Genomic DNA, 16,638 nt, shown 5'->3' with positions numbered 1-16,638 from the left:
ATATGAATTCATACCCTCACTTACATAAAAACTGCATTGAAAAGTTAGAGTGGGATGCAGAAGCTCGAGTTAAAGATATAGCACAACCTAGGTGGATTGGTTATCCTCGAGCTCATGAAGTTCTTCAGCGGTTTGACGATATTTTAGTCCATCCCCGGGTATCCCGAATGCCAAACCTTATGTTGATAGGTAGAACAAACAATGGGAAAACAGAGTTACTGAGAAAATTTTGTCAACAACACCTTCCAGATCCGAATAGCTCAGGAGATAGCTTTATAGCTCCAGTCATGTATATGCAGGCGCCTCCTTCTCCTAATGAGTCCGATTTATATGTGCAGATACTTAATAGTCTCTATGAGCGGGTCCCGGCTTCTTCTATATCGGCCAAAAGAAGTCGGGTAATCGATGTTTTGAGGACAATTGAGCTTAAGGTGTTGTGCATTGATGAACTACACAACTCGCTAGCAGGCTCCTCCGTGAAGCAACAGAATTTCTTAAATACTCTGAAGTATTTAGGTAATGAGTTAAAAATCTCATTTATTGCTTCTGGCACCGAAGATTTATTAAGAGCCACAAGTATTGATACCCAAATTCAAAATCGATTTGAGCCGATCCTGTTAAAAAAATGGACGTTAACTAAAGAGTTTCGCCAACTACTACGCACTTTTGAATCGATATTACCTTTAAAGCGGCCCTCGAAATTGTATAGTGGGTTATTGAGTAAAAAAATACTTGCTCTTTCTGAAGGAACAATCGGAGAGTTATCATCCCTATTGAATAAGGCGACAGTTTACGCCATTAGGAGTGGGTCAGAGTGTATAGATATTGAAGTGCTTTCAAATTGCGGTTATATCTCACCAAGTGATCGAATCAGAGATTCCGCTCTCGGTATCTAATGATGCTCCCAGTTCATCCCAGGCCGAAGAATAATGAGTTATTGTCTTCGTGGCTAACGCGGTTGGCAACAGAGAACGGTTGTTACTCGCACTCCTTTTTCACAAATGTAATTGGCTTAAAAGAAGATATCGTTAGGACAGATGTTGATCGAAGTAATTCCACCGAACTTATTGGAAAGTTATCGCAGGTTAGTGGAGTAAGTACAGATGAACTATCAAAGCTACGTCTGAGTTCATTACAAGGTGAAGTTTTTTCGCATGACAGTCTCGGTACTTGCGTTCGTTGGGTTCTGCCACTTGGCTTTTATCACAGAATAAAAAGAAAAAGAGGGATAGTCTATTGTCCACTTTGCTTGAAAGAAGATGAAGTAAGGCACTTTCGAAAAAGCTGGCGATTGGCTTTTATTAATTTATGTGAAAAACATGGGTGTGTCCTTTGGGATCACTGTTATCACTGTAAAGCCAATGTTGATTACCAAAGAGTAGGAATAGGGAGCGCAGTTTATGATCTTCCAAATAAAGACTTAGGATTCTGCTTTAATTGCCATAAGCCGCTTTGGGATTCTCCTACAAAAGAGCTTTCACTAGATCTCGACAGATTTTCTGCACCCTACAAAGACTTTATATCGGTATATGAGTCGGGAGGCTCTGTTTTGCCTACCTTAAACCAGCCACTAAACTTACAAGTGTTTAATGGACTTTGGATTTTGGCTGGAAGGGTGACTTCAGAACGAGGCGGAGAAGTGAGAGAGCGAATTCTTCGGGAGACAGGAATAGAAATTTTACCTTTAAGGAAGAACTACAGTTTCGAAGGATTTCCGCTTCAGCAAAGACTTAATATTTTTATCGCTGTCTTATACTACTTGCAAAATTGGCCCCATAAGTTCATCAACTTGGTAAAGAAAACGCCTTTCACAGTTACTGCATTTGGAAATGATATTGAGCAGCTCCCATTTTGGTTAAGCTCAGTCATTTTTGAGCACATGAATTCGACTCCTTACGCTACGACTGAGCGAGAAGTAATAAATGCAATGAAGTACCTACAAGCGGTAAATCCAGGCTTCAAAAAAGTAGAATTGGCTAAACTGCTAGGGATTGACATTTGCACTCTGAATAAACGTTTGAAGGGCATGAAGAAGCTGTAAGCTAAGGCGCGCGCTCCTTTACTATCCCTCGAGGTAAATACCACAAAGCTTGACTGATTGAATATAAGCAATATACATTAATATTTGATAGTGAACCCCTCTACCTTGGTAAGAACTTAATTTGTCAAAGCCTTTAAAGAAGTTACTAAAGCACCCAGGCATTTGGCGTGTTGACGGCTATAATAATTTAAAACTGCACGCCAACAGAGTGCCACGAGTCTTTGTGTCTTTATCACGGATCGAAGAAAAGGGACTCGATGCCGCCTTATATAATGAGCAAACTACGGATGACAAGTTGTGGACAAATCAGCCGTTAAGTCGAATTTCTGATTTACTGATAGGCTCATGTTGGCGAGGCGGCAAGGATGGTGGTGGAAAGCGTATTAACCGTCCGGCAGCAATGAAGAAAAAATTTTTGGTTGATACGTCTAAGGTTCAAATTGTAGAGCTTGGTCAACCAGTTACCCTTAATGGAGTAACTTATAAATCTGTACTTCCATCTGGGGCGATTAAGTTGAGTAATAAACAATCGGAACGGATGGAACGCTCACTTTATGCGGTGGTGCCTGTTCTACGAGACCACTACACTGAGTTCTTGGTTATTTCATGTTACGAGCTATATCGTGCTTATTTGGGCGTAAGTGACAGGTTCACGAACAGTCTTGTTTATGGAGATTTGAGCCGATATTTCAAATGGAACGATCCTAAGTTAAAAGTTAATAAACGCTTAAATAAATTGGAGCAATTTGTTGCTTACCGTGGCCATTATAATCAGGAAGGACGTGACTGGTTCAATATGCCTTCAAACCATCTGAAAGCAATAGCTGTGCCAAATCAAACTTCGTCGGCTGAAAGGCAAGAACCTCTGATATTGAAATCAACCTTCCCGTTCAAGGGATTAACAAAACTCACTGTTGCAGGAAAGAAGTTTCAAAATACTTGCGGTGAGCAATCAGTTTGGTGTGTGTTCGCTGCGAATCTTCTTCATTGCAATAAGAGTGTTGATTTTGATGAAGTGCTTGTAGAAAGTGATCATTTCTCCATAAATCCATTACCCTGGGGTAATGATACCGGAGGAACATCTTCAGATGACGACGATCCATTTGATGATGAAGATACACCGGGAACCGAGGATCCGCCAAATACTGCAGGCCCTAGAATAGCTCTATTAGAACCTAGTAACTTTTTTGGTGCTATGCAGCAGATTCGATTCAAACACACTGCTACAGGAGAATCGAAAGATCCAGTCTACGAAAATGACTTGGGAGAGCCGGTAGACACTTCTTCAGGAGAAGAGCTTGAACCAAAATCAGAGAATGATCCCTATATCTCGCCGTTAAACCGATTTGATTCTCATGTTGATATCGTCGATCGAAAACTCTCAGATTTTATTAAAACAATTATCCTTCTAAGAGAACTCGTAGCTAAGCGTAAGTGGGTCGTGAGGACCAGATGTCGTGGTTCTTCTGTTATCACGGTCGAAAATGAAATTGTGACTACGTTTTTAGACACTCGGAAACCTCGCCGAAGGTGGCACCGCATCGGAGAAGGAAATGATGCCAGACTGAGACAGATAGCTTGGGTTGAAATCGCGATTAGCGATAGCGAGTTTATTTATCTAATGGAAATGGAATTAAATAATAGTGCTAAAGGTCGGAGTACTCTTTGCGTAGTCGCCAAGGATCGTGGTTATATGGATGAGGCGGATTTTAGAATATTTTTGTCAATGACTGCTGCAAAAAACATGTGGCCACGAGCTCACGATAATTGGGAAAAGCTAAAAGCCGAAGCCAAAGAGACCGCTATAAAATATTTCGATATCTATAAACACACAAGCATAAATCATCCTTGGACTCATTACACTGAGAATGGAGAAAAAAAAGCAATTGATGAAGAGGTTTTAAAAACTAAGTGGGCTTCAGATTTAGAGACACACCTAGTTAACATTCTGGGCCTGGAACGTTGATCTGGTTTGGGATTTCAACTTTTCTTTTTTTGCTAATAGTCAGAAACTATTAAGTATTTTAGCAACCGTGCTCGGCCTGATGTCTTTCATTGAAAGTAAAGCTACAACTAAGCCATTAATGGTTGTGACTATCACGTACCAAGTGGTTCCTTTTGAGCCTTACTGGTATCCTTACAGAAAGTCTAACTGAAGGATTAGAAATGAGTCGAGCAGGAATTCAGTCGAATAGAGGTGATGGTTACCAAACACTGGTTGCGTTTGATCTAGCACTGACTGTTCTGTCTGATCCGGCTTACGAGTGGCTCGAAGTTGATTCGGTGCGATGGCTCGTTGACGACGTCGTAATCGGGAAAGAAAATGGAGTCGTCATTTGTTGTCAGTGCAAGAAAAATCAGCCACAACATAGGGCGTGGACAGTTTCGGATTTAGAAGATGAGCTTGTCAAAGCTATCAAGCTGACAAACCGAGATTCAAAAGCACTTATTCGCTTTTACTCACGCAGTAACTTTGGTCATATCTCAGCGCTCAAAGAATTCAGCATAAACTACCCTGACGAACATCTTTATAAGAAAAATTTAACACAAGCTCATAAAAAAATAGATGGAAGCTTAGGTGTTTTGCTTAAGGAAAACTCTTCCTCTCTCTCTACATTTCAATTCCTTCAATGCCTTTCCTTTCAAGTCAGTCCGCCACTGGAACGTATGAGGGAGTTGATTAAAGAGCGTTTGAGAAGTTTAGTGAGCAACTCATTATCTGCATTTGATATTTTATTGTCCAGATTAAGCCATTTAGCAATGCGTGAGGAAAAGGGGGAGACAGGCGTTGCTTGTCAGCACCGGCTCACAAAGGAAGATATAGTTACTGAGCTTGAGGCTTGTGGCTCTCTCATAACTCCACCGATACATGAGCAAGAGATTCGTTCCTTTATTAAGGATATTTCTGCAATTGGTCGATCATGGAAGCGAGATATCGCTGGGCAAAAAATTTCCAGTGATACTGTAACTGACTTAGCTCAGGCTATAGACGCACAGCACCAATCCATCCTATTGACGGGGACTCCAGGAGCAGGAAAAACTTGCGTGATGCTGAGTTTACAAGACGAGATGGAAAAGCAAAGTAGTAAGCGGAACAATCCAGTTCCAGTATTCATTCAGGCCCGGGAATTTTCGGATACATCTACGATCGAAGAAAGAGAGTCAATTGGCTTAGCTTCCAACTGGGTAGAAAAGCTATCCCGAATATCCGAAGAACGTCGCGTTGTTGTTTTGATTGATTCGCTTGATGTATTGTCGATATCTCGAGAGCACAAAGTATTAGATTACTTTATGGTTCAAGTTGATCGCTTGCTACAGCTGCCAAATGTAACCGTCGTTACTGCCTGTCGAGACTTTGATAGGGAGTACGATAAAAGAATAGCCCAACGTTCTTGGGATAAAGTAATATCATGCTCGCCGTTAAACTGGGAACAGGACGTAAAACCTCTACTTGAGAAGTTAGAGATAGACGCGACTATTATCGATGATGCAACTCGACAATTAATCAGTAATCCGCGTGAACTTGAGCTGTATGTTGAGTTGGCCGCCCGCGGTGGTAGCTTTGATGTGATTAATAGTCAGTCACTAGCTAAAAAGTATCTAAGCACAGTTGTCGAGGCCGATAATGAGTTGGGTTCTCCTGCTATGGAGGCTCTTGAATCTATGGCTGATAAGATGTTAAAGGAGCGACGTTTAACGATTCCTGCTCAACAGTTTACTGGCACCAAAAATATTCAAAGAAAGCTGCTTTCCAACCATGTATTGCGCGGAACCCAATACGGCCACCTCACTTTTGGGCATCAAACGTTGCTAGATGTTCTAGTAAATAATAGTGCCATTCGTCGCGACCTGACACTCTACCAATTTATTAAAGAGTTGCCGGCTGTTCCATTTGTCCGGCCTAGTATAAGAAGCTTTACTTCCCTAATTGCTTCTGGCTGCAGGAAGGAATTTCGTAAGCAAATACGTAAGGTGTTAACGAGTGACTTGCCGTTTCATATTCGTCGATTAGTTGCAGAAAGCTTTGCGGGCTTGAGTCCAGAAAAGGATGACTGGCCATTACTTCGAAGCTTAAGAGACGAGTATCGAAATATCTTTCTCATCATTTACTCAAAAGCTCACAAAGGGAAATGGTGCGAATTTTGGTTTGAATATTTAGTGCTATATTTACGGGATGTCGACGATAAAGAAGCTTTGAGAGCTCATGCTGAACGAGCATCAATATGGGTGAATACGAAGCCACAAAAAGTTAGCAGCTATTGGGACGAACTATTTGTACAAGATGAGTTAGATCCAGAGCGCTTTACGTTCTTAGTCACCAGCGCAGTAACTAAAGTTAAAGAGTCTAATGTCTCTGCTTTTATTCCTTTGTTAAAAAAAGCCATAAAGCTCTCTAATTTGCAGTATGACTTTTTGGGCGAAGCTATAGCTCGCAGCGTCAACTTGAACTATTTAAGTGATGATGAACTATGGTCTTATATTGTACGAGACATTAGCAGTAAAGACGTCTTAGATTATCGGCTTAATGGCAAGCTAAAGTGCGGGCCCAGTGAGTTTGGTGTCAGGTCCGACGGCTTTCTAGGAAACCGGATGGTCGAGTCGCCCAAGCTACTAGAACTAGCTATTAGAGCGGTGGAGAGGTGGAGTTTCGAGCAGCAAGCTAGCTATTCTTCTGAGGTCACCTTAAGAGAAGGATTTCTTCGTTGTACTTCTTATGAGAAAAAGCATTCCCAGCAAGATATACGCGGTTACGAAAGTATTAATGTTTTATTTGATGCGATTGAGAGTGCGATAAAGAGTAATGCTGAATTAAATACCAACTGGTGGATATCAAACTCCGAGAAGTTGTCGCAAAGTTTGGATGGCTCACTGAGATACTTTACGGTTTTAGCGTTTACCCTATACCCGACTAAAAACCTTAAAGTGCTCAGTCAGGCGGTATGTCGCGAAGACATCTTGCATTCAAGTTTGGACTACGAACTGGGCAATTTGATTAAGTCTTCTTTCGTTGCTTTAGAGCCTGAAATACAAGATAAATTGCAGTCACAAATTTTAAATTTATATGAAGAGCGCTTTTGCGAGAACAACTTAGATTACTGGATTTTAGAAAAAAGAGTCCAGTTACTCTTAGCTATACCTTGTCACCTTCGCTCTGAAAATGCTGTTCAGCTCATACAAAGATATGAAAAAGAAACCTGGCCCCTATTGAGAGAACCAAGCATACAATCAAGAGGCGGGACAGTTAGAGCGCCATTCTCGTTTAAAGAGTTCTTAGAACTCAGTGATAAGGCAGTTATTAGGCTGCTTGAACACTATGAAGTTGAGCCGACTACCCACCATTGGGATGAATTTCTGGTAGGTGGTAAGAGAGAGGTTGGTCATCAATTTGAAGAAGCGACTTCACGAGCTCCCATTAGGTTTTTCAATTTACTGGATAATAATTGGACTCAGGTTCCTGAAGCATTTCGCGACAACATAATGAGAGGTTTGGCTAATCACATTAGCGGACTTTACGGAGACATGAATTTAAGCGATAGCTGGGAGCCTCTTGAGACGCCAAAGCCTGAGCGGCTGGCTTCTAAAATAATAAACGAGCTAAAGCATCACTTGGATTATTGGTATCATAACCGTTCAGCTTCAGAAGCAATAAGAAGCTGCTCTCATGTGATTGAAAGTAAAACTGATGTTTTACTTTTTTCGTCGTTGCTAAATGACTACATAACCTATGAAGAAGAGTTCGAACAATCAGATTTAATTTTTGCCGGCCTTAATATGAAAAAAGGGAAAGTCGCAGAGGCTGCTGTGATTTTGGTGATAAAACTTTCTGATAAAGGAACCTCAATTCCAAACGAATTAATAAGTGCACTAACTAAATTTTCTAAAGCCAAAGAGCCCGGCGTTAGGGCTATTATTCTGAGACGACTGCCTCACTTGCAAGCGATTAACCAAAAGCTCGGGTGGGAACTGTTCGGTTACATTATGGATAATTCAGAAGAAGAGTTTTGGGCTATAGCTGAAAAATGCTTATATCACTCTTACTACCAAAATTTCCAGTTGGTCGCGCCGTGGCTTGAATTTATAGTTGATAGATACGATGGTAAGGCCCTGGAGACTTGGGCCAGAATTTCGGCTTTAGCCGCATTATCTAACAAAGTTGAATTTCCGGTATTTCTTGAAAAATTGACGGAACTTGACCATACCGATGCCTGGTTGGGGGCTCTTAGCGTTTGGACTCATCCGGAGAATGCCAAGAAAAGTAGCGTTCAATGTTTTAAAGGGATTTCAGAAAGTACGATAGACGAAACAGAGTGCGCCAAAATGAATGCTCGGCAGCTTCAAAATCTATTCCAAGCTGATAAGCCTATAATAGAGGTTCCTCTCAAACTGCTCGAACGATGTTTTCATCTACTTGAATATCAGGATAGTGAGCAACGACCCAATATATTTGGTGTTGAAGAGTGGTTAAATGCTGTATCAATGAACAACGCCCATTATTGCATTAATGCGCTAAATATATTCATTGAGTTTGTAAACCGTACTAATTACCCGTTATATGGGCACCGCAAAAACTTCCCTCAACTTCTCACTCGATTGTTTGGTGAAGCTGAAGAATACGAAGAGTCAGATAACGGGGATATGCTAGAGAAGGTGATCGCTATACAAGACTTGCTTCTAAAACACGGCGTCAATGGAGTTTATGAATGGCTTGAAGCAGCGGAGAGACCTTGATCAGTGAAATAACATTTGTCATTTGTTAAAAGTATTTGGTAAAGCTTGGGAGCCCAATTTTTCGAGCATTCTAACTCAAACATAGACAGCTTCTTGGAATAAGTTGTGGATAGCTTAGTGAGCTGAGTCGAATATTTGAGAGGTGGAGGAAACCGCCGAAAATATGTTTCGGCGGTTCTTAGTGCTCAAGCGAGAGGTGATTCCACTCAAGACCGTAACGCTTCATACCTACACCAACCCGTTTTACCAAACTGTCAGAAATACTCAAGTATTAACTTCACTGCGGATCACTATGGCTGCCAACTTTGAGCTGGTTTCGACTCAGCAGTCTAATTCCTGATAAAGTTTTCTTGCTAAATTGATCGGGTTAAAGCTGCTTATAGCAGAAGTACCGAGATTAACCATGCCAAAATACTTGCTTGCATTGTAGCGGGTTGCCTTCCGACTAAAGTGCAAAACTTTAAGTTTAATGAAAGATCTTGCTGGCACAATTTAATCGATAAAGTCGATTGATGTGTATCACAATTAAACTTTTAAAGTTTGTTACTTAAAAACATCAGCTTCGCAACATTTTCTTACACTTTATTTACCTTAACGTTTTTGCAGCTAGTTTTGGCGAAAACTAGCGGTAGCTCAGGTCTAGTATGCCTTTCTGTTTAATTAAGAAATATTTTTTATTCTTAACTTACGTATGTCGGTCTAATATGTTGTTGAATTTATGTGTTTAGTTGTTACTTTTTTGTTTCGGGCCGCTCTGGCTCGGAAACAATTGGAGCTCGTAACTACAGAGAGTTTCAATATTTTAAATAGTAAAGAAGGAGACAGAAATGTTTAATTTTATGGCTAATCAAGAACGCTTGTCAGTTGCAGAAAGTTCAGGAACAGATCAAGCAACTCCACAATGGAAAGCTCTTTTCGGCAGTTGGTACGCTTTAGCCGTGCCAGAGTAAGTGGCAACCATTTAATAGTAATATAACAAAATAAGGAAATTATAATGTTTAACTTTAAGACTGACAGCGCAGCCATCTCTCAAGGAGATACTGTTACTGTAAATGCAAGTTCTGCCGATTGGACTGTTTTTGTAGACTCAAAAAATTGGGCGTTAGTAGTTGCTGATTAATTAGTCGCGGAAATTTGTATGAAAAAGGAGCCATATATTTGGCTCCTTTTATTCCTTGTTAAGGAGAACATTGTGAACTCTATAAAGAAGAAAGTCCTGGCCTTTTATATAGGGTCAAAGAAAAGGGGACTAAGAAGATGCCTAGTTTGGCTTTTCACTAACATGAGCAAGTTTTCAATAGAAAAAGATATAAAATCTGATGTTCCTTGGCAGGTAAAACCGGTTGGTGAACTAGTTTTTTTACTATCGGCGTTGCACAAGGCAGGATTCTCGAGTAAAGAAACAGAAAGACTGAGTTCATTTTGTATTGACGAGACTAAAACTTTCGACTGGCATGAATTATCGGCTTATGACCCGTCAATTGTGACCGTAATTTTCTCACTTCATGAGTTTTATAACATTAAGGGCTGCCAAATCCCTTGGGAAAGCGACTATATCAAAATGCTACGCCAAATTAGCTTTTTCGAAGCAATGGATAGAGTACCGTATCGAGAAATGGATCATATCCACTCTCTTTCTTTGATTGACAAAGATGTAGATCTTACAGAACTTATTCAGTGGTTTGACGATACCTCATTTGGACAAAATCAGAACATTGCCCGCTATACCATTGACGACATGTACTCTCTCACTCACGCGCTTTTTTATATTACTAATATGGGAACCAGACCAGTAACAGCTCTTTTGAAGGAGGAAGTGATATCCCGGATCCACCAGGTGTTAATCTCACTTGCCGTATCGATTGCTAGAGCTGATAACACTGATGTTCTGGGAGAGGTGTTGCTCTGTTGGATTTACACGGATGTTGCTAAAAATGAAAGAAACGCAATGATTTTTGATTCATTACTTAGACACATCCTTAAATTTCAAACAAAGAGAGGTGCAATTGCACCAAACTTGCGAACTTTCAATAGAAATCAAGGGCATGAGGAAAATTTCTTCGATCTTTACCATACGACGTTGGTTTCTACACTGCTCCTGGTTAATGTCCATAAGTGGGATAAGCGAGTGACTTTATGACATTAGAAAATACCAGCTTTTGTAGAGAAAGCATTATAAAAATAATAAAAGACTTTGAAACGCTTCCGTCTAGTGAAACATTCTTCGATTTGGGTACTGTGCTCGAGGTCTTAATTCTATCTAAGCGTAAAGCGTCTATTCCAGAAATAACAGACTTAGCCACGAATGCAGCATTAAAGTGCTTAAGAAATGGCCTTATAGAAAACGCGTTATATTCCAGTATGGATAATACTTATCATTGTGCATTATTTTGCCACTTCGCTTCTATGGACGCTGAATTTACAGCGATTGATATGCAGGTGATAGATTCCCTCTTATCAAAAGGACTAATAGCGAGAAATGAGTTACCAGTCATTAGCCAATATTCAATCAAGTTCCACTTTAGCTGTGCTGGCTCAAAGTCCTCGACTACAGCTCTAGAAAGACGGAATTTGTTGACAATGATTGATAAGCGGCTTTTGAGAACCCGAACTGATGAATATGACTTGGTCGTCTTAATCATGTTAGCGCAATGTTCTGAGCTTCTTGTAGATACTTTACCTGATGGTTTTGGAAAGCTTAATCAAGTTTTACTTGCTCAAGCCATCCGGTCTTCTGATATTAACCGTGTTTCGGTGTTGCTTTTAGTTGGGTGTTTTTTAGGGGTACTACCAAGCTACTTAAGGAAAAGTTCAGAGTCTTTCTTAACACTTAATAATCCTAATAATAAATTAATGCCTCTACCGACTAGTGGAAAAATAGATAACGAGTATATCAAAAGAGCCAGCAAGGGACTCAAGCTACGCGGAGCCGTAGCTCAAGCGATATATTTCTCTCTTTAAGGAAAAACTATATGTCTTATTTACAACTGTTATCAATAAACCAAGCTGAAACTACACTGAGCGAATTAGATCGACTCCGAGAAAAGTACCAGGATACGCAACCTTTACTTCAGACATCGTTTGCTATCAGTTGTATTTTAAAGCTATACCCAGAACTCTACTCTAATAATGAATTGAGAAAGGAGTTCGAAACTTTAATCAAGGAAATCGGTAACCGAGCGGAAACAGAAGCTGCAGATCCCCTTTTACTTCTGCTAACTCTAGTCAATTACCAAGCTTTGAACATAGAAATAAATGAAGCATTACCAATCTTAGAAACGATGAAAAAAGAGCTGCTTAGCCAACCTGATGAGGTGTTAGAGCTCGGGAGATTGCATTTAACCAAGCACCTTCTAAACGAGTTAGGCATAAAGTTACCCAAATTACCGATCGGGAAAGATATGAGTGACTTCCTACAGTCACCCGAGGATTGGCTGACGGCCTCTGACGAGCAACTTAGTAACCTAATTGACATTATGCTGGCTAATCAAAGTACAATTTCAACTGCTGATAGCGATATTCTATCCCTGATTGCTATAGCAGAGCTACGAAATTATAAGGTTGATTTGGGTAGCAAAATATTACGTTTTGTTATTCACCATGGAAAGGCCAACGCTATGGTTCAAGAGGCAATACAGTTTGCAGCTGTTCAGCGTCGCCAAGACGGCTTATACGGTTTCTTGAATCCTTTCAAGGAAGAGAATATGGATGATGAAATGTCACTTAAAGGCTTCCATCTTCCGATGACCTTAAACGTCCTGTGGTTGATAAGCTGCTTACAGAGTGCCGACAGTGAGAATGGAGTTGAATATGTCAAATACGCTTAAACTACTGGTTCTTCTCAAGCCTTACTGGCGCTCCTATTCACTTGCAATCTTAGCTCTTAGCGTAGGCACCATGAGTTTTTTGTTTGTTCCTCCTCAAATCGGAAAGCTTGTAGGAGCCATCGGAGAGATCACTAAGGGAACTATAAGTAACGAGATATGGTTTACTATTTTAAGTGTAGCTGGTCTTTTGATCTTACAAGCTATTTGTTCGGCTTTCCATGCGTTTTTGGTATCAAATGCGTCTGAAAAAATCACTAATGATTTACGTGTGTCTTTTTTCTCAAGTATAGTTGGTCGTCGATTACATACAGCTCAGAGAGAGCCTAGTGGACAGATCGCATCAGAGTTTGCCTCTGACTTAGTTATGATTCAAGCCGGATTAGCCGATAACCTAATAAACTTTCTCAGAAATGCGTTATTTTCAGTAGCGGCTTTTATAGCTCTCTTATTTATCAGCCCTAAAATAACAGTCGTTACCTTAGGAGGCGTGTTCATAATATTTTTAGTAATAATGACCTTCGTAAAAATGGCAAATAAGTCAATATTAGCTGTACAAAAACATAGGGCGAAAACAGTATCTCTTCTTTTAGAAGCAAGTAATAACAATTATATAATCCAAGCGTATCAACGTGTCGACTATATGAACGAAAGGTTTGCCAATACAATTAACCTCTCATTTGAGAAGGTTAAGCGACACCTGCTTCTAATGGCTTCCATTAGTCCCATTAGTCTAATTGTTTTCTCACTTGTTATGGCATTGTCGTTAGCATATGGGGCCGGACAGGTTTCTCAAGCCAATATCACTTTAGAAGAGTTCATTACCTATATAACTTACGCCGTAATCATGGTCGCCTCAGTCAGCCAGGTTGGGTTACTATTTGGAAAGCTAAAACAGGCTGCTACTTTATATATTAAGCATGAAGAGCGGTTTAACTGTGAAGTTTCCACTAAAGAATTATTAGATAGAAAAAGAGGAGAAGAGGAAAATTCATCCTCTCTTCTAGGTGTTAAACTAGAAAACGTATCATTTTCCTATTTTAACCAAGATAAACCTGCTGTTGATCATATCAGCTTCGTCACTCAACCGGGAGAAATAACTGCATTGGTCGGGAAAAGTGGAGCTGGGAAAAGTACTTTGGCTGCGTTAATAGGTGGGCTTTTTAATCCTTCATCGGGCCAAGTAACTTTTTACTCTGAGTCAAGCCACTCAATTCCTTCCTTCCCGCCCAAACCCGAACAGGTTGCTATCGTTCCCCAGGAACCTTTTCTGATGTCGGGTTCCTTTTTAGAAAATATCACATTTGGTAGGCGTGATATTTCATATGAACAAGCGAAATCAGCCGCAAAACTGGCTCGTATAGATGCTTATATAGAGTCTCAACCGGAAGGTTATAATACTTGTATAGAAGAGTCTGGAGCTAACCTATCTAGAGGCCAGAAACAAAGAATTGCATTAGCTAGGGCCTTAGTCTTGAATCCAAAAATACTGTTACTGGATGAAGCAACAGCATCAGTAGATGTAATTACTGAAAAAGCTATTCGAAATATGATTGAAGAGCTGGAAGGAATGATGACTGTGGTCATTATTGCGCATCAGGGACAGTTGCTTAGCGTCGCTGATAATGTGGTTGTATTGGAGCAAGGAAGTATAGTATTCGACGGAAAAGCGGAAGAGTTTAGGAAGCAACTCCATCAGGACTCTTTCTCCAGAGAGTTCAAAGAGGCAGCATACATATGAAGAATAAAGGTGAGCCTCTGCTAAAAATAAAAGACACAGTGATCACCTCCTTAGATGGAGAGCATTTATTTAAGATCGACGATAGTACGTTCAAAAGTGGTGTAACAGCGTTGTCTGGAGCCAATGGTTCCGGCAAATCGACACTATTAAAGGTACTTTCGACACTTCACCCTGCGAGGTATAGTAATATTACATTTGGTAGTTTTGACATAAAAAAAAGAAAATCATCTTACCTACAACAACTGACTTACATGCCGCAAAACTTTTCAGCTTATCCTGAACTATCTGGTAACGAGTTTCTTGTTTATTTACTACGTTTAAATGGATGCTCTAAAAAGCAGGCTATTTCAATTGCTAGTTACTGGATGACTGTTCTAGGATTAGAGAGTAGCGCTCATAAACGTACTGAAACATATAGTCAGGGAATGCTTCAAAAGTTAGGGTTCGCCTTTGCTGTAAGTTTGAATCGGCCACTTTGTTTAATGGATGAGCCTTTTGCAGGGGTTGATCCGGATTCAAGGCAAGCAATGATGGATATTCTATTTAGCAAGTCTATGTCAGGCCGAATCTTTATTATCTGTACTCATCATGTGAATGAAATGAGAGATAAGGGTGCTATGGTCAGGAGTATCGAAAGTGGGCGGCTATATTAATATGTCATTTCTATCGGCTTTCCTTGGAACTGTTACTTGCGAGCTTAAAATCTTTATCAGAAGCTCCTCGACACCAGCGCTGGTTGCACTAATACTCGGGTTATGTATGATTGTTTTGCCAGGGCCGGATGCTAATTATACGATAGTCAGTTTTGCGTCTGCTAAACCAATAATGACAGTTGATGTGTATCTGGTCACTGCAGGAGTTATTCTTTCCACGATTTTATTCCCATACTACTTACTTAACTTAGGGACTCTTCAAACACGAGATCGCACTCTTTGTGTAGATGAAATATTAATGAGACTCGAGCACCTTAAGTTAATAATTGCTATGGGTCGGATTGCAGCTAGTAGCGTAAAGGTTTTGGTATTTTCCCTTTTACTAAGTTTATTCCTAAGCTTTACCTTTCTGGCTAAACTAGGCCAGTTTCCTAGTGTACACGCACAAATCATCTTTTTTCTTCTACTTGTTCCTTCTGGTCTTCTTGCAATTGCTCCAGCGATGTTACTAGAGCAATGCTTTCTTGGAAGCCGAAACATGAAGATAATTGTAGCATTGGTTCTATGGTTACTAAGCTTACTGGTGTATAACTTTGTAAATCTAGACTTCTATGGGTTCTCTGCATTAGCCTCCTCACTACCATTAGAGTACACGGGTCGCGACATGGCTTTTGGGATCATCGCCGGGAATAACTTAAGTAAATTCGAATGGTTTACACTGCCCGAGCTATCAAAAGTGCTAGAATTAAGTATGACGAATCTTCTTTACTCCTTTATTAGTCTTTTACTCCCTATTTTATTAGTGAAACATAAAACTTCAGCCCAAAATAATAGAAAAAACTCTATAAAATCAAAAGCTTTTAAAGTTAATGGTGCTCGTATTTTAAGCGAGGACTTAGCAAGCCGAGAAAGCAAAAGCAATTTTTTATCCTCTATTTTTATCGAACTAAGTAGGTTAATTTCCAGTAACGCGCTATACAATTTGATTGCAGTAATCGTATTTATTCTTTGTCTCGCAGCTCCTAACGCCACTCAGGTAATAATCCCATTAATTCTTTCTGCGCTGTTCTTTATATTCAGAAGTCATAAAATGACTTTAGATAAGTCGGTTAAGGCAATGGAGCTCGCGTTTTCTGCACTTCAATTTCCGAACCCTCAGTTGATGCGGGTTTTAGCAATTGTAATTTTACTCACAGCACCACTTTTACCACTTTTTTTCAATATAGGTTTAGAACGCACTATAGTGCTCATGAGCGCGATTATACTTTGCTCTAGTTGGTTGATTCTTACTTTTCAAAAGTGGGGACGACCTCTTTTAGGGGTGGTTATATTTACTTTGTATTGGTACGTATTTGGACTCACAAGTACTCACGATAGCTTTGATTTACTTGCCATCCATTATTTCTCTTTATCCGCTCTGATATGTAATAGTCTATTAGCAATTATTGTGTTACTTAATTTATTCAATCTCACCGGAGCTATGAGTGCCACTAAAATTAAGATTAAAGGTTACCTAGTTAGGGCTTGAGAGAAGCTGTAGATATTATGCAGTGAATGTGCCTTACGTGTTCTATCTTGACTTTGCGGAGACATCCTTTGCTAGGGAGTTACCACTAAAATGTAGTGGCAGGCTAAGTAAAACACTATTTT

General features: G+C 40.0%; 12 protein-coding genes. All 12 read left to right on the top strand.

Annotated features, from left to right (window positions below; translation table 11 throughout):
* Positions 1-2: 2 nt before the first annotated feature.
* The 12 genes from RBK99_RS07750 (at position 3) to RBK99_RS07695 (ending at position 16,516) form a co-directional block, all read left to right on the top strand.
* Positions 3-896: a TniB family NTP-binding protein gene (locus tag RBK99_RS07750; protein ID WP_317504028.1), complete on the top strand. Its 894-nt coding sequence runs from the start codon at positions 3-5 to the stop codon at positions 894-896.
* A complete protein-coding gene (locus tag RBK99_RS07745) occupies positions 896-2,041 on the top strand; it encodes a TniQ family protein (RefSeq protein WP_317504027.1) in 1,146 nt (381 codons plus the stop codon). The genes RBK99_RS07750 and RBK99_RS07745 overlap by 1 nt, the downstream gene beginning before the upstream one ends.
* Before the next feature lie 121 nt (positions 2,042-2,162).
* A complete protein-coding gene (locus RBK99_RS07740; protein WP_317504026.1) occupies positions 2,163-4,007 on the top strand; it encodes a hypothetical protein in 1,845 nt (614 codons plus the stop codon).
* Positions 4,008-4,207: 200 nt separating this feature from the next.
* Complete coding sequence (locus tag RBK99_RS07735) at positions 4,208-8,770, top strand: NACHT domain-containing protein (protein ID WP_317504025.1); 4,563 nt, start codon at positions 4,208-4,210, stop codon at positions 8,768-8,770.
* Between the two features lie 827 nt (positions 8,771-9,597).
* Positions 9,598-9,720 (top strand): hypothetical protein, encoded by a 123-nt coding sequence (locus RBK99_RS07730; protein ID WP_317504024.1) that lies wholly within the window; start codon positions 9,598-9,600, stop codon positions 9,718-9,720.
* Between the two features lie 44 nt (positions 9,721-9,764).
* On the top strand, positions 9,765-9,890 hold the full coding sequence (locus RBK99_RS07725; protein ID WP_317504023.1) for a hypothetical protein: 126 nt from the start codon (positions 9,765-9,767) through the stop codon (positions 9,888-9,890).
* 72 nt (positions 9,891-9,962) lie between these two features.
* Positions 9,963-10,910, top strand: a complete 948-nt coding sequence (locus RBK99_RS07720; protein WP_317504022.1) for a DUF6895 family protein — start codon at positions 9,963-9,965, stop codon at positions 10,908-10,910.
* On the top strand, positions 10,907-11,731 hold the full coding sequence (locus RBK99_RS07715; RefSeq protein WP_317504021.1) for a hypothetical protein: 825 nt from the start codon (positions 10,907-10,909) through the stop codon (positions 11,729-11,731). Before RBK99_RS07720 ends, RBK99_RS07715 begins: the two co-directional genes overlap by 4 nt.
* Positions 11,732-11,742: 11 nt before the next feature.
* The gene (locus RBK99_RS07710) at positions 11,743-12,597 is read left to right on the top strand and encodes a hypothetical protein (protein ID WP_317504020.1); all 855 of its coding nucleotides are present in this window, start codon (positions 11,743-11,745) and stop codon (positions 12,595-12,597) included.
* The gene (locus RBK99_RS07705) at positions 12,581-14,335 is read left to right on the top strand and encodes an ABC transporter ATP-binding protein (RefSeq protein ID WP_317504019.1); all 1,755 of its coding nucleotides are present in this window, start codon (positions 12,581-12,583) and stop codon (positions 14,333-14,335) included. The genes RBK99_RS07710 and RBK99_RS07705 overlap by 17 nt, the downstream gene beginning before the upstream one ends.
* Positions 14,332-14,988: an ATP-binding cassette domain-containing protein gene (locus tag RBK99_RS07700; protein WP_317504018.1), complete on the top strand. Its 657-nt coding sequence runs from the start codon at positions 14,332-14,334 to the stop codon at positions 14,986-14,988. The genes RBK99_RS07705 and RBK99_RS07700 overlap by 4 nt, the downstream gene beginning before the upstream one ends.
* Positions 14,972-16,516 carry a hypothetical protein gene (locus RBK99_RS07695; RefSeq protein ID WP_317504017.1) on the top strand — a complete coding sequence of 515 codons (1,545 nt, stop codon included), beginning with the start codon at positions 14,972-14,974 and terminating at the stop codon, positions 16,514-16,516. The genes RBK99_RS07700 and RBK99_RS07695 overlap by 17 nt, the downstream gene beginning before the upstream one ends.
* Positions 16,517-16,638 lie beyond the last annotated feature (122 nt).

This window comes from Idiomarina solivarensis (assembly GCF_033052755.1).
Classification (GTDB): Bacteria; Pseudomonadota; Gammaproteobacteria; order Enterobacterales; family Alteromonadaceae; genus Idiomarina.
The sequence above is the reverse complement of the archived record's forward strand: the minus strand, read 5'-3'. Positions and strand labels throughout refer to the sequence as shown.